Source organism: Nesterenkonia aerolata, from assembly GCF_031470965.1.
Lineage (GTDB): Bacteria > Actinomycetota > Actinomycetes > Actinomycetales > Micrococcaceae > Nesterenkonia > Nesterenkonia aerolata.
Genome location: NZ_JAVKGR010000004.1, coordinates 145,479 through 164,267, shown reverse-complemented (window position 1 = coordinate 164,267; position 18,789 = coordinate 145,479). Strand labels below are relative to the sequence as shown.

The window sequence follows — 18,789 nt, the reverse complement described above, 5'->3', positions numbered from 1 at the left end:
CCCGTCAGGCGCAGACCACCAGCATAGACACCCCGCCCTCAAACACCTCCTGATTACTGAAAAGTCACTAAAACGTCACGGAATTTCTTCGAGGAGAAATGCGTGCGTCGAATGCCGGTCAACACGCCCCGCGCGCCTAGGATGGAGGCATGGCTCTCCCCACCGCTCTGATCACCGGTTCCACTGCAGGTCTGGGCGCAGCGTTCGCCCGTCAGCTCGCCGCACAGGGCTATGACCTAGTCCTCGTCGCTCGCGACGCCGACCGGCTGCGCACCCAGGCGCATTCGCTGACCACGCAGTACGGAATCCGCGCGCGGCGGATAGTCGCCGATCTGACCACCGACGACGGCGTCGCCGCCGTACGTGACCGCATCGAAGACACCACCCAACCGGTGCATCTGCTGGTCAACAACGCCGGGCACGGTCTGGCCGGGGACTTCGCCGACACCGCCCTGGAGGACGAGCTGAACCTACTTCGCCTGCACGTGCAGACCACTGTGGAACTCTGCCACGCCGCCGCCCAGACGATGCGCCGGCAGCGCGGGGGCCGGATCATCAACGTGGCCTCCGTCGCCGGGTACACCTCCACCGGCACCTATTCTGCGGCGAAGGCCTACGTCATCAACTTCTCCGAGGCCCTGCATGAGCAGCTGGCCCGCTACGGCGTCGTCGTCACCGCCCTCTGCCCGGGCCTGGTGCGCACTGAGTTCCACGACCGCTCCGGCATCAGCATCGACCGCGCCAAAGGGTGGATGTGGCTCAACGCCGACGACGTCGTCCGCGAGGGCCTGGCCGCCAATGCTCAGGGCGCCAAGGTGCACATCCCCTCCCGCACGTACCAGGCGCTGACCGCCTCACTGAAGGTGCTGCCGGATTCGGTGGTGCGCTGGGCCTACCAGAAGCGGGACTCCGCCGCGGCGGTCGCCGCCGATGAGCAGGTGGACATCGCCTCTCCCGCCCCCGAGGGTGCGTTCCAGTCTCCGGCAGAGCGGAAGCGGGCGGAGAAGGAGCGTCGGAAGGCCGAAAAGGCCGAGGCCCAGGCAGCGAAACGCGCCGAGAAGGACGCCGCGAAGGCACAGAGACAGGCCGAGAAGCAGGCCCGGCACGAGACCCCTCAAGACACCGCCCAGAAGACTGAGTCCACCCCAACTGGGCCCACCCCGGCAGCCTCACAGCCCTCCCGCCCGAAGAAGCTCAGCCTGCCGGCACCGCCCCGGGCGAAGACGAGCGAGACCACCACTCAGGACGACACCTCCCGGGAGCCGGTCAGCGCGAGCCGGTGACGCCGTCGTCGGGGGTGATCTCCTCCGCATCGGCCTCAGCGGAGACCTCCGGGGTGTCCACCTCCCCGGTGCCGTAGTGCTCCTCAAGCCACTCGCGCCGCTCGCGGTAGGCCTCCTCACCCGGACCGCCGAACTCCCGGTTACGCTCCACCGCGCTGATCGATCCGGTGAACAGTGACGCTCCCTCCCCAGCGCGGGTCAGCGGGGTGTCATGGTCCTCGGCGTACGCCGACGGGTCAGCCGCAGTCCCGTAACGCCGGACGAACTCATACTCATCGGTGTCCTGATGCGGCACCGAGGGGAACTCCCGGGTATCGGTAGGCCAGCTGTGGCGGTCGTCGCGGCGGCCGAGGTCGTAGCGCTGATACTGCGGCTGCGTGCCACGCGCACCGCCCTCCGGCACTGCACCGAACTGCCCGGTACGCACGGAGAGCCGCCCGTCGCGGTCCTCCTCCCCGGAGTCGAGCACCATGCGGGTAGCCAGCAGCGCATGCGGGTGCTCATGGCGCAGGAAGTTCACCATGTCCTCACGCACCAGGCACTGCAAATCCCACAGGTCCGCGGAGTTGCGCGCCGAGACCGTGCAGCGGGCCTGCAGCACCCCGGACTCCGCCTTGGAGACCTGCACCGAGTACTCCTTGCCGTCCCACAAAGTGGTGGAGTTCAGCAGACGCTTCAGCCGGGCGCGGATCTCGTCCATCGGGGCCCGGAAGTAAAGGGTGATGTCCACTGTGCCCATCATCTCGGTGCCCACCCGGGTCCAGTTCTCGAACGGCACCGTCGTGAAGTGACTGGAGGGGTAGATCACCCGACGCTCGTCCCAGATCTTGACCACCACCGCGGAGAGCGTGATGTCCTCGATGACCCCGTAGACGTCCTCCATGATGATCACATCGCCCACGCGGATCGCGTCAGTGAAGGCCAGCTGCACCCCGGCGAACACATTGGTCAGCGTGGACTGCACCGCCAGACCGGCCACCACGGAGATCACACCGGCCGAAGCCAACAGCCCGGCACCCAGCGCCTGGACCTGCGGGATCATCAGCAGCACCGCCGCCACCGCGATGGTGACGATGATCGCGTACATCACCCGGCGGATCAGAGAGACCTGAGTCTGCACCCGGCGGCTGCGGCGATCGTCGACCTTCTCCTCGTCGGCGAAACGGGCCAGGATGACCGCCTCGACGATGCCGACCACCCGCAGCGCCCACCAGGCCGCGCACACCACGATCCCCACCAACAGGGCGTAGGAGAAAACGAGGAACCAGATGTCCTCGTGGTCGGCGGAGACGATGCCCAGCGCCAGACGCGAGCCGATCAGGGTGACCGTCACGAACGCGGGGATCCGTGTGCGGTTCACCGCCCGCTGCGCACTGGGCATCTTCCGGAAGATCTGCCGCAGGATCACCGCCGAACCGAGCATCACCAAGAACGCGAAGACCGCGGAGATGCCCACCCCGATGAGTAGACCCATCGTGGGGCCGACGTCGGCGATCAGCGCCTGCACACCGTCGGGGACGTTCTCCTCGACGATGTCGCTCATCTCCTCCGCCGTCTCGGTGGGGTTGTCCTGAGGGACGGCGAGCATCGTCGATAACTGCGCTGGGAACACGCGGCCTCCTGTGGCACTTCCTCGGCCGGTGCACGGCCGAGCCTCGGTCTCACCCTGCTCCGGTCTCACCCTGATCTGCTGAGGGCGCGGCCCCTCGGCAGATATCTCGGCAGGACACCATGGTGACACGTCTTCCTACCGATCACTGAACGTCTCCTGCACGAAGGCACAGAGTCCAGGACCGGGCCTCATCAGGAACCTGACACAGCAGCGGGAGGCCCAGGATGGCGGCAGACCGGGTGCGAGTGCGACAAAATGGGAACTGCGGCACCGATGCCCCGGTGCGGACACACTCGACCCAGGAGGATCATGCTCACCCTGAAGGATCTGCGCGGCACGGCCCCCGACGTCGCCTCCGTACTCCCGCGCCCCGAGCAGAACATCGCCACCACGGTGGAGACGGTGATGCCGATCCTCGAGCAGGTGCGCACCGGTGGGGCGGAAGCCCTGTTGGCGCTCTCCGAACGCTTCGACGGCGTCCGCCCGCCGGCGCTGCGGGTACCGCAGCAGGTCATGACACAGGCGTTGGAGGAGCTTGACCCTCAGGTGCGTGCGGCGCTGGATGAGCTGATCTTCCGCGCCCGGGCGGTGCACGCGGCGCAGGTTCCCGAGCCTTCGGAGGTGGCCTTGGGGCCGGGGGCACAGGTGATCAACCGGTGGTCGGCGATCCGCCGCGTGGGGCTGTATGTGCCCGGAGGGCAGGCGGTGTACCCCTCCTCAGTGGTGATGAACGTGGTGCCCGCGCAGGTGGCCGGGGTGCGATCCTTGGCGATCGCCTCTCCCCCGCAGGCTGACTTCGGCGGCTACCCCCACCCGACGGTCCTGGCCGCCGCTCAGCTACTCGGGGTCGAGGAGGTCTACGCCGTCGGCGGCGCGCAGGCGGTGGGGATGTTCGCCTATGGTGCCCGCGATGCCGACGGGCTCCGTGTGGTGGACCCGGTGTCACTGATCACCGGACCGGGGAACATCTATGTGGCGACGGCCAAGCGCGCCGTGCAGGGCATTGTGGGCATCGATGCCGAAGCCGGACCCACTGAGATCATGGTGCTGGCTGATGACACTGCTGACCCAGCAGTGGTGGCCTCGGATCTGATCTCCCAGGCCGAGCATGATGAGTTGGCCGCCGTCGTGCTGGTGACCGATTCGATGGCACTGGCTGAGAAGGCGCTGGAGCACGTCGCCGAGCAGGCCGCACACACTCGGCACGTGGAGCGGGTGAAGGCTTCGTTGAGCGGGGCGCAGTCGGCGGTGCTGGTAGTGGACTCTCTGGAGCAGGCCGCGGAGATCGCCGAAGCCTATGGGGCCGAGCATCTGGAGATCATGACCGCGGCGGATGACTCCTGGGCGGAACGGATCGGCAATGCCGGGGCGATCTTCCTGGGACGGTATTCTCCGGTGTCCTTGGGCGACTACTGCTCCGGGTCCAATCACGTGCTGCCCACTGGCGGCGCCTCGGCCTACAGCTCGGGGTTGAACGTCACCAGCTTCCTGCGCTCTCAGCAGGTAATCCGCTATGAGCGGCAGGGGCTGGAGCAGGTGGCCCCGCATGTGGCCGCGTTGTCAGAGGCGGAGGGACTGCCGGCGCACGGGGCAGCGGTGACGCGCCGCTTCACCGGCTAGTGTTCACCGGCTAGTGTTCACCGGCTAGCGGCAGCCTCTGGGACTTGCCCGCGGCCGTGGTGGCCTGGGCGTGTTCTATGTGGGTGGTTCGCCCTGGCATATAGAGCGCCTCCGAACCATATCTGTAGCAGACGCTTCAGCACACATTTTCCACAGGCTGTGGATAGTGACTGCAGAGGCGCCGTACGGCATGACAGTGTCGGCTGCGTGGAGAATCCAGGACCTTTCACCAGGACCCAGCTGGCACAGCGGGGCATTGCGGACGCACAGTTGACGGAGCTGTTGAGGCAGGGACGCCTTCGGCGTATCCGCCGCGGGTGGTTTGCTCAGGCAAGCACTCCCGAAGCAGCCGTGCGGGCTGTCCAGCTCGGCGGGCGACTCGGATGCCTCAGTGCCTGCCAGGCCCACGGCCTGTGGGTCCCCCACCACACCGAGCTGCATGTGGCACTGAACCCCGGGGCGAGAGCACCGTCGCCTCGTCCTGCTGGGGTGGTGTTCCACCGGCTGGGGAAGGCGTGCGGGCAGGCCGTGCTGCCCGTGGAGGATGCGGTGGCGCAGGTGCTCCATCGCCATGATGAGGAGACCGGGCTCATCGTGCTGGAATCGGCGGTGAACCGAGGGCTCATCCATGACGCGGACGCCCGCCATCTTCTGGCGACGGTGCCCCTGCGAGCCCGGCGCACTGCACAGCACTTCTCGCCCCTGGCAGAGTCAGGCTCGGAGACCCGACTGCGGTTGTTCTTCCAGCGGATCGGAGTGCCCGTGGAGCCTCAGGCGCTCATCCCCGGGGTGGGGCGGGTGGATCTGCTGGTCGGACGGTCGTGGATCCTCGAGGCCGACAGCCAGGCCTACCACTCCTCGTCAAGGGAGGTGGCAACGGACCGCAGCCGTGACCTGCAGAGCCGCATCGGCGGGTATGTTTCCGATCGGCTCAGCTACGAACAGATCTGGTTCACCTGGGAACACACTCAGCAGTGGCTGCTGGACATGGTACGCACCCGGAAGCACCGCAGGGCCCCGGTTCCCCTGCGGTCCAGCCGGTGAGCGATTGTTTCAGCTACAGATGTGCGCCGGGCTGTCTCATAGGAACAGCCCGGCGCACATCTGTAGCTGAGGCAGGTGAGACCCCGATCAGGCGGGCGAGACGAAGTCCGTACTGACCCAGCCGAGCAGCGTAGTGCCGCTGAGTGCTGAGAACCGGACCTGAACCCAGGAGCCGCGGTCAGCAACCTCGGCGAGGTCCACACCACGGGGGATCTGCGCCAGCTTCTCTGCGCCGCTTGAGGGTTCGCCGCGCAGCGGGACGGAGAGCGCAGCATTCCACAGGCGCGGTGCTGAGCTGATCGCCGAGACAGTGCTCGAGACAGTGCTCACCGCAGTCGCCGAGGAGGCCGCCGTAGTGGAACCGGAGGCGCCCCCCGGATCTCCGGAGAGTCCGAGCTGCGCGGAGCAGGACGGCCAGGCGCCCCAGCCCTGGAGCTTCCACAACTCATAGGCGCGGTTGATCTGCTCGGCCTTCGAGGCCTGGTGAGGGTAGCCGCTGCCACCGACAGCCTGCCAGGACTGGAGGCTGAACTGCAGACCCCCGTAGTACCCGTTGCCCGTGTTGATGCTCCAGTTCCCGGTGGACTCGCATTGTGCGAGCCGGTCCCAGTCGGAGCTGTAGCCGCTGGTCGCCGGCGACGACTGGCTGGGAGTGGGGCTCGGCGAGGGAGACTCGCTCGGAGTTCGAGTGGGGGTGGGTGTCGGGGTCGGCGTGGAGGTCGGGCTTGGTTCAGGAGTCGGGTTTGATGTGGGGGTGGAGGCCGAAGACGGGGTCTGACTCGGGGTCGAGGTCTGTGAAGGAGTCGGCGTGGACGTGGGAGCCGGTGTCGACGGCGCAGGGGTGGGTGTGGGCGTCGGGCTCGGAGTGGGCTCCGGGGTCTGTGTCGGTGTCTGTGTCGGGCCCTGTGTCGGAGTGGGACTTGGCGTCGGCGCAGCCGACGGGGCGGACTGCTGCTGCGGTGCCGCACGGCTGACCGGGGCGTCGGCCTCCGTATCAGCGTTCTCTGTGGGCTCGCTGTCCTCTTCAACAGTCGTTGAGGGAGACTCGCTCGAAGTGGAAGCCACAGATTCTGTGGGCTCCGGTTCCGGGGAGGGAGCATCATTGGCCTCAGCAGTGGCTTCTTCGGTGGCCTCAGCAGATGACGCCTCGGTGGTGTCAGGCTGCTCCGTCTCCTCCTCTGACTGCTCTGCTTCCTCGGGCTCCGCTGCCTCGTCCGCAGTCTCTTCCGTCTCTTCGTCGGAAGCCTCGGCCGTCGGAGAAGGAGTGTCCGGCACCTCTGCGGTGGCCTCCTCAGTGGCCTCTTCGCTCGACGCTGTGACCTCTTCACTTGACTCTTCCGTCGCGTGGTCAGCGGCATCGGCGCCAGGGGTGGACTCGGGCGTCGGGGTGGGCTCCGGCGTCGGCTCCTGAACAGTCTCGTCGGCGGCTTCCTCGGACTCCGTCCCGACAGCCTCCTGCTCTGTCTCCTGGTCTGCCTCCTGCTCGTCGTCAAACCCTGCATCCTCGGCAGATTCCTCGGCTTCTGGAGCCTCATCTGCCTCGGACGCCGGGGAGGAGTCCTCGTCAGCGTCAACGGTCTCAGGAGATTCACTCGGGGTGGGCGCAGCAACCTGATCAGTTTCTTCCGTCGGCGCGGAGGCGTCACCCTCGGTCGCCTCAACGTCAGCACCCTCGGACTCCGGTTCGTCATCGGCCACGGGGGGCTCCGGCGCCTGCTGCTGCGCAGCATCTGCCGCATCGGCCCCGCCCGCCGCACCGAAGGACAGGTAGGCACCGTTGACCCACCCGGTGTGCTCACCGGCGGAGACGAGGTACCAGCCGTCGACCCCTTCCACGTGGACCTGCACGGACTGCCCCGGGTTCAGGACCTGAAGCACCTCGTTCTGCACGCCCTGTCCGGCACGGTGGTTGAGCCACACCTCCTCGCTCACACTCGCGGTTCGGCGGTCAGCATCGGTGGGCTGCAGATAGTAGCCGTTGACCCAGTGGGTCTCGCCGGCGGACTCAAAGGCCACCCAGGCACCCTGGGAGGCCGATAAGGCGAAGTCTTCGCCAGGAGTGAGCACGTGGTCGATGCTGTGCTGGACACCGGCGCCGGTCCGGACGTTGAGCCACTCAGTGGCCTGATGCAGGGCACGGGTCTCCGCAGAGACGGCAGCGGTTGCAGAGGCGTCTGACCCCGCGGTGGTCGCGGAGGCGTCTGACGCCGCGGCGGTCGCGGCTGTTGACGCCGTGTCGGCGTTCGCGGATGCGACGACGACACCGGCAGCGCCCACGGTCAGGTCAAGGCCGTCGAAGACATCGGTGGTGACGGCGGCGCGTTCCACATCCGACCCGCCGGCAGCGGGCCGCTCGGTATGCGGAGCATCGGCCGCCCAGGCGGCGGGGGTCAGGGGCAGGGTCAGGCCGACGGCGAGTGTGCCGGCGACCGCAGGGGGAAGTTTCTGAGACACTGCGTTTCCTCACTGGAGGACGGGACCGTCCCCTCAATCTTCCGCAGCGAGCCGCAGCGCCCTGCACAGTGCCGCACCACGGCATGACGAGCCATGCCCCAAGGCCGACTGCGCGGGACGCCGACCACTCACTCCGGTCGGTCGGATTATCAGCCCGCAGGGTGCACGCCCGCCTGCGACGATGGGAAGCGCATTCGGACATTCTGCTGAGCCGAGACAACTGTAATCACGAAAAGATGACGAACGGCAAGAGGAATTCTCAAAACTTTCAACCCTTGCTTGAAGGCTGCGAAAAGCCGTGGGGCCTCCCCTCCACGAACGTCAGGGGAGGCCCCACAGCCTGTGAGGATGTCGTGTCGCCTCAGATCAGGAGTCGTCTCCCGCGGCATCCGGGGTAGGGGTCAGAGCGGGATCTGAGGCAGCCTCACCCGGCTCCTCACCGGTGTCCGCCCCAGTCTCCGTGCTGTCCTCAGACTCCTCGGCCTCGTCCTCATCGGCGGCCTCCTCGTCAGGATCGTAGCCCTGGATTCCGCCGGGGTCTCCAGTCACGCCGAACTCGTCGATGCAGGAGTTCCAGGGTTCCCAGCCCTCCAGCTGCCAGAGCGCATAGGCCCGGGCGATCTGTTCGTGTCGGCTCGCCTCATGCGGCGCGCCGGTGCCACCGACTCGCTGCCAATCCTGCTGGGTCAGGCCGAGTCCACCGGAACGGCCCTCAACGGGTGCTGCTGACCAGTCGCCGTCGGACTCACAACGCGCCAGCTCATCCCAGACCGTGCGGTAAGTGATACCACCAGGGTCAGTACGCAGAGGGAACGACGACGCCGCACGCACCGGAGCCTCAGGCTCATCCTCCCGCTCAGCACTGTCCTCAGTGCTGTCATCGGCGCTGTCTTCGGAGCCGTCTTCGACACCGTCCTCGGCACTGTCATCGGCGCCGTCCTCAGCGCTGTCCTCAGGAGAGGAGTCGTCGGCCGGCTCCTCCGTGCTGGATTCCTCCGTGCTGGGCTCGTCGCTCAGCTCCTCAGCAGCCTCATCCTCCGGCGCAGCTTCGTCCGGCTCAGCACTCTCCGATTCAGCACCTTCCGGAGTCGACTCGGACACCGGCTCCGAGGTCACGTCCTCAGCCGGCTCGTCGATCAGTTCCTCACTCGACTCCTCAGTTTCCTCTTCCATAGGACTCGGGGACGGGCTCGACTCCTCAACAGGCTCCTCGTCATCGTCCTCGGCCGGGACCTCCTGCATGAGGTCCTCATCGGGCATCGCGTCGATCGCCACACCAGGACGCTCCGGTTCCGCTTCGTCAGCGGCCTCCTCAACCTCTTCGACGGCATCATCTACGGCCTCATCTGCACCCTCGTCGGCGGCCTGGTCCACGGCTTCCTCCACCGACTGCTCGGCAGCTTCCTCCGTCAGATCCGCCTCATCACGCTCCGGCGCAGCCTCCACATCCTCAACCCGGACCCATCCTCCGGCCCCGTCGAAGGACACGAAATACCAGCCCTCCACCAGGGACGTCGCGATCATGGTCTCGCCCGCTGCGATCCGGTCGATCATCTCAGCGCTTTCTCGGCGCTCGGCACGCAACACGGTGTCACGCCGCGCCACCAGCTCCGTGGGTTCCAGGTTCTCCATCTCGTGATGCATCACCTGCCCACCGGCCTGGAAGTTCAGGTAGGTGCCGTATATCCGGCCGGTGCGCCCGTTGACCGAGACGCGGTACCAGCCCTGCTGCGGCCCGCTGATGATCCGCACCACGGTCTGCGGTGCCACGGTCTGCGAGACCGCATGGCTCATCCCCGCCCCGGCACGCATATTCACCCAGGTGGTGGTCCCGGCGGTCCGCTCAGCGGCGGCCTGGCGCAGATAGGACCCGGAGATCCACACGGTGCTGCCCTGGTAAGTAGCCCGGTACCAGGTGCCGCTGCGACCGGTCACCGTCACCCGATCCCCACGAGACAGCGACCCGACCCGCGCATGGCTGGTGCCCGGCCCAGTGCGGATATTCACCCGACCCGTCGCCTCATACGTCCCCGAGGCGGAGGCGACGTTGGCCACTGCGGCGCGCAGATAATTGCCGTGGATCCACACGGTGCGGCCGTTGCGTGTCGCCCGGAACCAGCTGCCGCTGCGGCCGGTCACCGTCACCCGATCCCCACGGGAGAGCGACCCCACCCGCGCATGGCCCGTTCCCGGGCCGGTCCGGATATTCACCCGACCCGTGGCCTCATAGGTCCCACCGGCCCGCGCGACGTCGGCGACCACCGCACGCACGTAGCTGCCCGAGACCCACACGGTCTGCCCGTTGCGGGTTCCCCGCAGCCAGCTGCCGCTGCGTCCGGTCACGGTGATCCGGTCCCCGCGGGAGAGCGAGCCCACCCGCGCATGGCTGGTGCCCGGCCCGGTCCGGATATTCACCCGGCCGGTGGCCTCGTACGTTCCCGAGACAGAGACGACGTTCGCCACTGCGACGCGCAGATAGTTTGCGTGGATCCACACTGTGCTGCCGTTGCGGGTCGCACGGAACCAGTTGCCGCTGCGCCCCGTCACTCGAACCGTCTCGCCCCGGTTGAGCTGGCCCACCCGCGCATGGCTCGTCCCCGGCCCGGTCCGGATATTCACCCTGCCGGTGGCTTCATAGGTCCCCGAGGCCGAGGTGACGTTCGAGACCACTGCCTCGAGGTACGCCCCGCTGGCCCAGACCGTGCGCCCGCCGCTGGTGAACCGGAACCACCCGTTCGAGCTGCGCCCGGTCACTGCGATCTGCTGGCCGCTGCGCAGAGTGGTGACCACTCCGTGGGAGGTTCCGGGCCCGGAGCGCGCGTTGAGCTGAGTGGTGGCGCGGTAGGTGCCGGAGGCGGAGGTGGTCGTCGTCGGCGCGACCGGAGTCACCCGCCCCGGGTACCCGTTGGGGCGGCTGGGGGTGACGCTCAAGTGCGGCACCCAGCCCAGGAGTCCGCCGGCGCGGACCTGCACCATGCTGTTGGTCATCGCCCCGGGGAAACCGACCATCGGCGTGCCCGCGGCCAGCTGCGCGAGCACCGGCGAGGTGGTGTTCGCCTGGGAGTACAGGCTGGTGGCGTTGAAGGCGTAGTAGCTGCAGGTGCTGGGACGGGTGATGTTCAGGACGCTGGCGGCTTTGCCTTTGAGGTCCACGCCGCGGGCGGCCAGCCAGGTGGTGGGCTTGACCGAGGTGCCACGCAGCCAGGCGCCGTCCCAGATCTCCAGGTGCAGGTGCGGGGCCGTCGAGGGTCCGGAGTTGCCGACCAGCGCGATGGTCTGCCCGCCGCGTACGGTCTGGCCGATCCGCACGTGGCTGTTGGCGTTCCACATGTGCACATACGCGCTGTGCATGGTCCGGCCGTTGATGCTGTGTTCGATGACCACGTACCCGGCCTGGGAGGCGGTGCCGCTGAAGGTGCGGACCACTTTGCCGGCGGCGATGGCGCGGATGGGAGTGCCCTCGGAGGCGCCGAGGTCCTGTCCCGGGTGGGTGGTGGAGGAGCCGCGGATGGGGATGCATCGGGCGCCGTGCTCGGAGGTGTAACGGTAGACGCCGGCAGGCAGCGGATCATGGAACGTGGTGGCAGGGGCCACCATCGGCGCCAGGCCAGCCTGTGCCCCGCCCGGCAGAGCGACCGACGATGGCGCGGCCTGGACCACGGCGGCTGTGGCGGCGGGAGCGTTCAGGGGCAGAGACAGCCCGACGATCAGGGTGCCGACGACGGCGGCGGAGAGCTTCTTGGGCACGGGGCGCCTTCCTCACGGGGACGCTCTCGAAGGTGAGGGCGTCTGCTGGGTGCGGGGCTCCAGGGTGCGGCGCAGTGCTGCCGAGGTAGTGATCCGGCGTGGGACAGGCGGGATCACCGTCCGTGACGGACGGAGCCAGGGCAGGGTGCTGCGCCGTGAGGAGTCTCGCGGCATAGCGGGGGTGACGGGGAAGGCGCTGTCCGTGTCGCGGCCGGTGGAGGCACGCACGCGCGGGCGACGCTGTCAGCCTGAGTATAGACGACGCTCAGGTTTCGTGAAGGCCTGGTGGTGAACCTGCGGTGAATTCATGCGGCCTTCCGGCCCGCTGACCTGCGATGACTCGCGTTCACCCGCCCGTCCCCACAAATTCAGAGAACTCCCAGGCTCTACCCATTGATCCTTCACGATGGAGGCTTACAGTAGAGAGTGCCTCTTCAAGGTGCGAGTGATACAAGCAGACCCCGTATCGACATTGCAGACGTCCCCCTCACGTCGTCGATACGGGGTCTGCTGCTGTCCGCGGACCGTCCGGGCACCTCGTGGACTCCGGCATTTTAGACTGGGGCGATGACTTCTCCGCCATCTTCGGAGGGCCCCATCAAGCCGGTCCGGATCGATGCCTGGCTGTGGTCGGTGCGGCAGTTCAAGACACGCTCCTCCGCCACACAGGCCTGCCGGGCCGGGCACATCACGATCGACGGAGACCCGGTGAAGGCTTCGGTGAAGATCACTCCCGGCACCGTGATCCGCATCCGCAGGCCCGGTCATGAGATCGTCCTCGAAGTGGTGCATACCCACTCCAAGCGCGTGGGTCCACCCGTAGCTCGTACCGCTTACCGGGACCACTCCCCTCCCCGGGAACGTCCCCGGGATCTCGGACTGCCGGTGCGCCCGCGCGGCGCCGGGCGGCCGACCAAGAAGGAACGGCGTCAGCTCGATGCACTGCGGCGTGACCTCGGCCGGACAGACTGAACATGCCGGCGAGCGCATCCGGTGAACCGTGCTGCCTGCGCACCGGCGGCCAGAAACTCACAGGGAACTGTCAGCCTCTACAGGGCTTGCCCCAAACATCGACTCGTAGAGTAGTGACTACCTCATCAAGGTGCGAGTGATACGAGAGCCCCCGGGCTGGCCGATCTGATGCGTTCCCCTCACGCAGGCCAGGTTCCCGGGGGCTCTCTCCTTGGCAGGCCTCCACACTCAGCTACAGATATGCGCCGTGCTGGCCATATATCGCAGCCCGAACCACAGTCATAGCCGAAGCGAGCGCACCGGTGCCCCACCCCCATAGGACTGCCGACACCCCACCACTAGACTGGGGACATGAGCGCTGAGTCGATCGAATGCTGGCTGACCGATATGGACGGCGTGCTCGTCCGCGAGCAGGAGCCGCTCCCCGGCGCCGCTGAGCTGCTGGAACAGTGGCGCCGGGCGGATCTTCCCTACCTGGTGCTGACCAACAACTCGATCTATACGGCCCGGGATCTCGCCGCCCGCCTGCGCAACTCCGGTCTGGTCGTCCCCGAGGAGCGGATCTGGACCTCCGCACTGGCCACAGCGAAGTTCCTCGCCAATCAGGTGGACCCGCACGCCAACACTCGAGGCACCTGCTTCGTGGTGGGCGAGGCCGGACTCACCACCGCACTGCATGAGGCCGGCTTCATCATGTCCGAGGTGGATCCGGACTACGTGGTGGTCGGTGAGACACGGAACTACAGCTTCGAGGCCATCACCCGCGCAGTCCGGCTGATCCGCGACGGCGCCCGGTTCATCTCCACCAACCCGGACGCCACCGGCCCCTCCCCCGAGGGCGTGCTGCCGGCCACCGGAGCGATCACCTCACTGATCACCAAGGCCACCGGCCGCAAGCCCTATGTGGTGGGCAAGCCGAACCCGATGATGTTCCGCTCCGCACTCAACCGCTTGGGCGCCCACTCGATGCACACCGCGATGATCGGCGACCGCATGGACACCGACATCATCGCCGGCATGGAGGCTGGTATGCACACGGTGCTGGTGATGTCCGGGGTGTCCTCGCGTGCGGACATCGCCGACTATCCGTTCCGCCCGAACCGGATCATCGACGGGGTCCACGAGCTGCTCGACGAACCGCTCAACGGCGACGACGAGGATCCCCTCGACTCCCGCGGCGGTGCGTGACGAATGCGCCTGACGGCCGTGCCTGACAGCGGCGCCTGAGCAGGCACCCGGGCGGCCCCACCGCACCGGCCGAGCTCACGCTGTGGACCGGCGGATCACCGCGTAGTTCGCCCCCACGCCGAGCAGGCTCAGCAGTCCCAGCCATCCGGCGAGTCCGGCGATGTGCTGCTGGAGGAACCACCGGCCGACCGCTGCCCAGCCGTCGTAGGTGGTGATCATCATGGCCGCCACGGCCAGGACCAGCACCATCGCGATGATCACCGCCCACAGCTGTATCAGCCTCAGACGGCGGTACAGGCTGGCCCAGAAGAAGCCGAACTGCATGACGGCGAAGGCCAGAGCAGCGGCGAAGAGACCCAGGGCGACGAGGCCGTCATCGATCAGCAACGGCATGGCGAAGGTATAGGCGCCGACGCCGAATCCGTCGGTCGCCTCCTCCAGCCAGGCTGCGAGGGCGGCACCGAGGCCGAAGCAGGCGCTGACGGCGGCGAAGGCCAGGGAGACGCCGATCATGAACACCCGTCGGCTGTAGCTCAGCGCCAACGCAAAGGGGAAGGTGTGTGAGGAGACATAGGCCGCCAGGAAACCCAATGTCCAGATGGTCGCCTGGCTGGCTCCGGTCACCGAGTCCGCCACGCCGTACTCTGCCTCCGTGATCTGATTGATCCAGAAGCCGATACCGAAGCTGATGACCCATGAGGCGCCGAAGACGATCAGCGGCACCCAGATCAGCTGACTGGGGACGGTGAACTGCAGTCGGAACGCGGCCGGAATGCGCGAGCGCAGGCTCGCCTCGTCTCGGGTGCCGATAGTTGATGTCGATGCCGTCGTGGTCATGACTGCCCCTTTTCATCCTGTACGTGCTCTCGCGAGGTCATCCGGACCACCAGCTGCTGCAGCGAGACCGGCACCACGTCCACATCGAGCTCGGCGATGCGGCGCTGCTCCGTGTCATCCAGGCTGCCGAGCACAGTGGTCCGCACCATCCGGCCTAACGATTCGCGGTGCAGCACTTCGCGCTGACCGACGATCTCCGCCACCGCATCGGCCCGGCCCACCAATGTCACCGCCCGGCCGCGCAGGTCCTCGGCGGACTCGTCCACCAGGATCCGCCCGCCGTCGATGACGATGACGTTCTCCACCAGGTGCGCGATCTCATCGATCAGGTGGGAGGAGAGCACGATAGTGCGCGGATGCTCGGCGTAGTCCTCGAGCAGCCGGTCATAGAACAGCTGGCGGGCCACGGCGTCGAGTCCCATATACGGTTCGTCGAAGAAGGTGATCTCAGCCCGCGAGGCGATGCCGATGATCACTCCCACCGCCGAGCGCTGCCCTTTGGACATCTTCTTGATCCGCGTCTTCTCCGGCACCCGGAACTCGGCCATCAGCTGATCGGCCACCGCCTGGTCCCAGCGCGGGAACGCCTGCGCCGCGGCGCGGAAGGCGTGGGAGGCCAGGGCGTCGTCGATATAGCGCTGGTCCTCGCGGACGAAACAGATCCGCGGCAGCACGCTCTCGTTCTCATGCGGTCGCTGTCCGAAGACCTCCACATCTCCGGAACTCGGCCAGTCCTGGGCGGTCATCAGCGACATCAGCGTGGTCTTCCCGGCTCCGTTGCGGCCCAGCAGCCCGTGGATGACATCGCACTCCAGGCTCAGTGACACATGGTCCAGGGCCAGTGCGTCACCGTATCTGCGGGTCAGGTCCCGCACCTCGACGGCGGCATACATAGTGTTCCTCCCTCTGCGCCCAGCCGGGCCCCTGTCAGTGCTTCCAGTGGTTCAGGGATCAGGCTGAGTGCGGATCATCTCGACGACGGCTTCGGTCGTCAGCCCGACGGCGCGGGCTTCGGTGAGCAGCGGGGTGAGGTAGCGATCGGCGAACTCGCGCCGTCGGTCTTGCCGCAGCACCTCGCGGGCACCCTCGGCGACGAACATGCCGAGGCCTCGGCGCTTGACCAGGATGCCGCGGTCCACCAGCAGGTTGATGCCCTTGGCCGCGGTGGCCGGGTTGATCCGGTGGAATGCGGAGAGCTCATTGGTCGACGGCGCGCGCTCGCCCTCGGCCAGAGTGCCGTCCAGCACTGAGGCTTCGATCTGCTCGGCGATCTGCACGAACAGTGCGCGGCCTTCGTCCATCAGTCCTCCTCGATCCACCTGTGGAACGCGATCAGCCTACTGGACTTCCCTACCCCGTTGGTTCATTACTCTACTAATGAACCATGGAACGGAGTCAGTGTCAACGAGGACGATCCCCAGACACATCGAGTCCCCGATTCCTGCCGCGTGTCGGGCCGAAAACGGCCTGAACTGCTGCAGGAATCGGGGACTCGATGTGGTGAAGGTGGGAGTTAGATCCCCGCACCCTCCGAACGCTTCGTCACCTCAGCCTCAAGCGCCGCACCCTCGACGTCGACGTCGGGGATGATCCGATCCAGCCACTTCGGCAGCCACCACGCCGCCGGACCCAGCAGGTGCAGCACCGCCGGCACCAGCAGCAGCCGCACCACGAAGGCATCCAGCAGCACACCCAGCGCCAGAGCGAAACCGATGGAGGTCACCATCACGTCATCGGTGAAGATGAACCCGGCGAACACTGAGGTCATGATCAGCGCGGCCGCGGTGACCACCGCGCGCCCGGCCAGCAGGCCCTTGCGGACCGCAACCCGCGGCTTCGCCCCGTGAGCGTAAGCCTCACGCATCCCGGTGGCGGTGAACAGCTGATAATCCATGCCCAGGCCGAAGAGGATACCCACGGCGATGATCGGCAGGAAGGTGAGGATCGGGCCGGTGCCGCTGACCCCGAAGAGATCAGCCAACCACCCCCACTGGTACACGGCCACCACCGCGCCCATCGCCGCGGCGAAGGAGCCGACGAAGCCGAGCGTCGCCACCAGCGGCAGCAGCAGCGAACGGAACACCATCACCATCAGCAGCAGGGACAGCCCGACGACGAGCCCCAGGTACAGCGGCAGCGCATCGGCGATCACATCGGAGATGTCGATGTTCGCCGCCGCAGCACCGGCCACCGAGATCTCGACGTCGGAGACCTCAGTCCCCGCCAGGACGTCGCCGTCGCGCAGCTGATGCACCAGTTCCTCAGTGGGCTCGGAGGCCGGCCCGTCAGTGGGGATCACCGCGAAGGATGCCACCGTGTCATCAGCGCTGGTGCCGGTGGGCACCGCCGCCTCGACGTCCTCGAGGTCCAGCAGCTCCTGGGCCACAGCGATCTGCTCTTCAGCGGCCTCGTCCTCCCCCAAACCCTGGGGCAGATCGGCGAGCACCAGCAGCGGAGCGTTCATCCCCGCCCCGAAGGACTCCTCGATCTGCTCATAGGCCTGGTACGGCGCCGAGTCCTCCGCCTCCACCGAGGCATCGGGCAGCCCGAGGCGCAGCGAGAACACCGGCAGCGCCAGGGTGACCAGCGCGGCCACCGCCGCCAAGGCGATGACCACCTGCCGGGGAGTCTTCATCCCCTCGGTGATGCCGTTGGCCGAGACGTGGCCGACCTGCGCGCGCTCCTTCTTCGACAGGATCCGCAGTCCCACCAGCGACATCGTCGCCGGAGTCATGGTGACCGCCATCAGTGCGGCGATGAACACGCAGAACGCGGCCACCGAGCCCATCAGCGCGAGGAACCCGACCCCGGTGACGTTGAGCGCCAGCAGCGCGATGATGACCGTCACCCCGGCGAAGATCACCGCATTGCCGGCGGTGCCGTTGGCCAGGGCGATCGAGTCGACGACGTCCATGCCCTCCTTCAGCTGCCGTCGGTGCCGGTGCAGGATGAACAGGGCGAAGTCGATGCCGACGGCGAGGCCGAGCATGAGCCCCAGGATGGGGGTCACCGACATCATCTCCACCGCGCCGGAGAGCGAGAGGGCACCGGCCACACCGACGCCGACGCCGACCAGCGCATTGAGCAGCGGCAGGCCCGCGCCGATGAAGGTGCCGAGCATGACGATCAGCACGATCGCGGCCACGATCAGGCCGATGGCCTCGGCCTTGGAGAACAGCGCCGGGGTCTCGAAGGCGAGCTCCTGGGAAGGCAGGATCTCGACACCGTCGATGTCGGCGTCGGCGAGCATCTCGGAGATCACCGAGAGCTCGTCCATGTCCACGCCCTGCACGGACTCGGGGAAGTTGACGGTGAGCACGGCGACGTCGCCGTCCTCGGAGACCGTGCCCAGCCCATCGGAGAGGTCGAGCATCTGCTCGCCGCGGGTCAGCTCAGCCTCGCCGGACTCCAGCTCCTCCCGGTTCTCCTCCAGCTCAGTCCGGGCCTCGTCGAGCTGCTCCTGGCCTTCGTCGATCTCGGCCTGCTGCTCGTCGAACTGCTCCTGAGCGGCCTCGTACATGCCGGCATCCTGAGCCTCTTCGATGGCGGCGTCGAGCTGCTCCTGACCGGAGTCGAGCTCCTCCTGGTTAGCCTCGATCTCCTCCTGACCGGACTCCAGCTGCTGCCTGCCGTCTTCGAGCTCCTGCTGGCCGTCCTCGAGCTCGGCACGGTTGGAGTCCATCTCCTCAGCCGCGTCGAAGGGATCGGTCACCGAGGTGACAACGTCTTCGGCCTCAACCTCCTCGAAGAGCTCGGCGAGCTGGTCGCGCTGCTCATCGGTGAAGGCTTCGCCGTCGTCAGTGCGGATGACCGCCTGGGCGCTGCCGCCGGAGCCGTCTTCGATCTCCTCGGACATCCGATCGGCGACCTCAGTGGTCTCCAGGTCAGGCAGGGAGATCTGGTTGCTCAGCTGCCCACCGAAGGCCAGGAAGGAGGTCACCGCGACGGCGAGGATCGCGAACCATGCGGCGATGACGGTCTTGGCGCGGCGGGCGCTGAGCAGCCCGAGCCGGTAGAGGAGTTTTGCCATGA

Annotated in this window: 12 protein-coding genes and 1 pseudogene; 6 read left to right on the top strand and 7 right to left on the bottom strand. The window is 67.4% G+C overall.

What is annotated here, in order from left to right; genetic code table 11:
• Positions 1 to 149: 149 nt before the first annotated feature.
• Entirely contained in the window at positions 150 to 1,283 is a 1,134-nt protein-coding gene (locus tag RIL96_RS05770) for an SDR family NAD(P)-dependent oxidoreductase (RefSeq protein ID WP_310548061.1), read from the top strand.
• On the opposite strand, the gene RIL96_RS05765 is transcribed toward RIL96_RS05770, so the two are convergent.
• The gene (locus tag RIL96_RS05765) at positions 1,267 to 2,895 is read right to left on the bottom strand and encodes a mechanosensitive ion channel family protein (RefSeq protein ID WP_310548060.1); all 1,629 of its coding nucleotides are present in this window, start codon (positions 2,893 to 2,895) and stop codon (positions 1,267 to 1,269) included. The genes RIL96_RS05770 and RIL96_RS05765 overlap by 17 nt on opposite strands.
• A 309-nt stretch (positions 2,896 to 3,204) precedes the next feature.
• Here RIL96_RS05765 and hisD point away from each other — a divergent pair, with 309 nt between their 5' ends.
• The 3 genes and pseudogenes from hisD to RIL96_RS05755 all read left to right on the top strand — a co-directional run bounded on the left by hisD (position 3,205) and on the right by RIL96_RS05755 (position 5,559).
• Positions 3,205 to 4,515: a histidinol dehydrogenase gene (hisD, locus tag RIL96_RS05760; protein WP_310548059.1), complete on the top strand. Its 1,311-nt coding sequence runs from the start codon at positions 3,205 to 3,207 to the stop codon at positions 4,513 to 4,515.
• Between the two features lie 159 nt (positions 4,516 to 4,674).
• Positions 4,675 to 4,821 (top strand): annotated as a pseudogene (locus RIL96_RS13330) (type IV toxin-antitoxin system AbiEi family antitoxin domain-containing protein); the annotation flags it as partial.
• A gap of 183 nt (positions 4,822 to 5,004) precedes the next feature.
• On the top strand, positions 5,005 to 5,559 hold the full coding sequence (locus tag RIL96_RS05755) for a hypothetical protein (protein ID WP_310548058.1): 555 nt from the start codon (positions 5,005 to 5,007) through the stop codon (positions 5,557 to 5,559).
• A gap of 87 nt (positions 5,560 to 5,646) precedes the next feature.
• Here RIL96_RS05755 and RIL96_RS13325 read toward each other — a convergent pair whose 3' ends face one another.
• Together RIL96_RS13325 and RIL96_RS05740 are read right to left on the bottom strand one after the other, a co-directional pair.
• Complete coding sequence (locus RIL96_RS13325; protein ID WP_374761854.1) at positions 5,647 to 8,013, bottom strand: transglycosylase family protein; 2,367 nt, start codon at positions 8,011 to 8,013, stop codon at positions 5,647 to 5,649.
• A 366-nt stretch (positions 8,014 to 8,379) separates the two neighbouring features.
• Complete coding sequence (locus tag RIL96_RS05740; protein WP_310548057.1) at positions 8,380 to 11,760, bottom strand: SH3 domain-containing protein; 3,381 nt, start codon at positions 11,758 to 11,760, stop codon at positions 8,380 to 8,382.
• Positions 11,761 to 12,327: 567 nt separating this feature from the next.
• Here RIL96_RS05740 and RIL96_RS05735 point away from each other — a divergent pair.
• Entirely contained in the window at positions 12,328 to 12,732 is a 405-nt protein-coding gene (locus RIL96_RS05735; protein WP_310548056.1) for an Hsp15 family ribosome-associated heat shock protein, read from the top strand.
• A 351-nt stretch (positions 12,733 to 13,083) separates the two neighbouring features.
• A complete protein-coding gene (locus tag RIL96_RS05730) occupies positions 13,084 to 13,920 on the top strand; it encodes an HAD-IIA family hydrolase (protein WP_310548055.1) in 837 nt (278 codons plus the stop codon).
• A 75-nt stretch (positions 13,921 to 13,995) separates the two neighbouring features.
• Here RIL96_RS05730 and RIL96_RS05725 read toward each other — a convergent pair whose 3' ends face one another.
• The 4 genes from RIL96_RS05725 to RIL96_RS05710 form a co-directional block, all read right to left on the bottom strand.
• On the bottom strand, positions 13,996 to 14,757 hold the full coding sequence (locus RIL96_RS05725) for a hypothetical protein (RefSeq protein WP_310548054.1): 762 nt from the start codon (positions 14,755 to 14,757) through the stop codon (positions 13,996 to 13,998).
• A complete protein-coding gene (locus RIL96_RS05720; protein ID WP_310548053.1) occupies positions 14,754 to 15,650 on the bottom strand; it encodes an ABC transporter ATP-binding protein in 897 nt (298 codons plus the stop codon). Before RIL96_RS05720 ends, RIL96_RS05725 begins: the two co-directional genes overlap by 4 nt.
• 51 nt (positions 15,651 to 15,701) lie before the next feature.
• On the bottom strand, positions 15,702 to 16,061 hold the full coding sequence (locus RIL96_RS05715) for a GntR family transcriptional regulator (RefSeq protein WP_310548092.1): 360 nt from the start codon (positions 16,059 to 16,061) through the stop codon (positions 15,702 to 15,704).
• Positions 16,062 to 16,270: 209 nt separating this feature from the next.
• Positions 16,271 to 18,787, bottom strand: coding sequence for an MMPL family transporter (locus RIL96_RS05710; RefSeq protein ID WP_310548052.1), 2,517 nt, complete (start codon positions 18,785 to 18,787; stop codon positions 16,271 to 16,273).
• Positions 18,788 to 18,789 lie beyond the last annotated feature (2 nt).

Excerpts from the sequence above, each read along its gene's own strand:
- RIL96_RS05730 (WP_310548055.1), top strand. The coding sequence starts at position 13,084 with ATGAGCGCTGAGTCGATCGAATGCTGGCTGACCGATATGGACGGCGTG.
- RIL96_RS05735 (WP_310548056.1), top strand. The coding sequence starts at position 12,328 with ATGACTTCTCCGCCATCTTCGGAGGGCCCCATCAAGCCGGTCCGGATC.
- hisD (WP_310548059.1), top strand. The coding sequence starts at position 3,205 with ATGCTCACCCTGAAGGATCTGCGCGGCACGGCCCCCGACGTCGCCTCC.
- RIL96_RS05710 (WP_310548052.1), bottom strand. The coding sequence starts at position 18,787 with ATGGCAAAACTCCTCTACCGGCTCGGGCTGCTCAGCGCCCGCCGCGCC.
- RIL96_RS05720 (WP_310548053.1), bottom strand. The coding sequence starts at position 15,650 with ATGTATGCCGCCGTCGAGGTGCGGGACCTGACCCGCAGATACGGTGAC.
- RIL96_RS05725 (WP_310548054.1), bottom strand. The coding sequence starts at position 14,757 with ATGACCACGACGGCATCGACATCAACTATCGGCACCCGAGACGAGGCG.
- RIL96_RS05770 (WP_310548061.1), top strand. The coding sequence starts at position 150 with ATGGCTCTCCCCACCGCTCTGATCACCGGTTCCACTGCAGGTCTGGGC.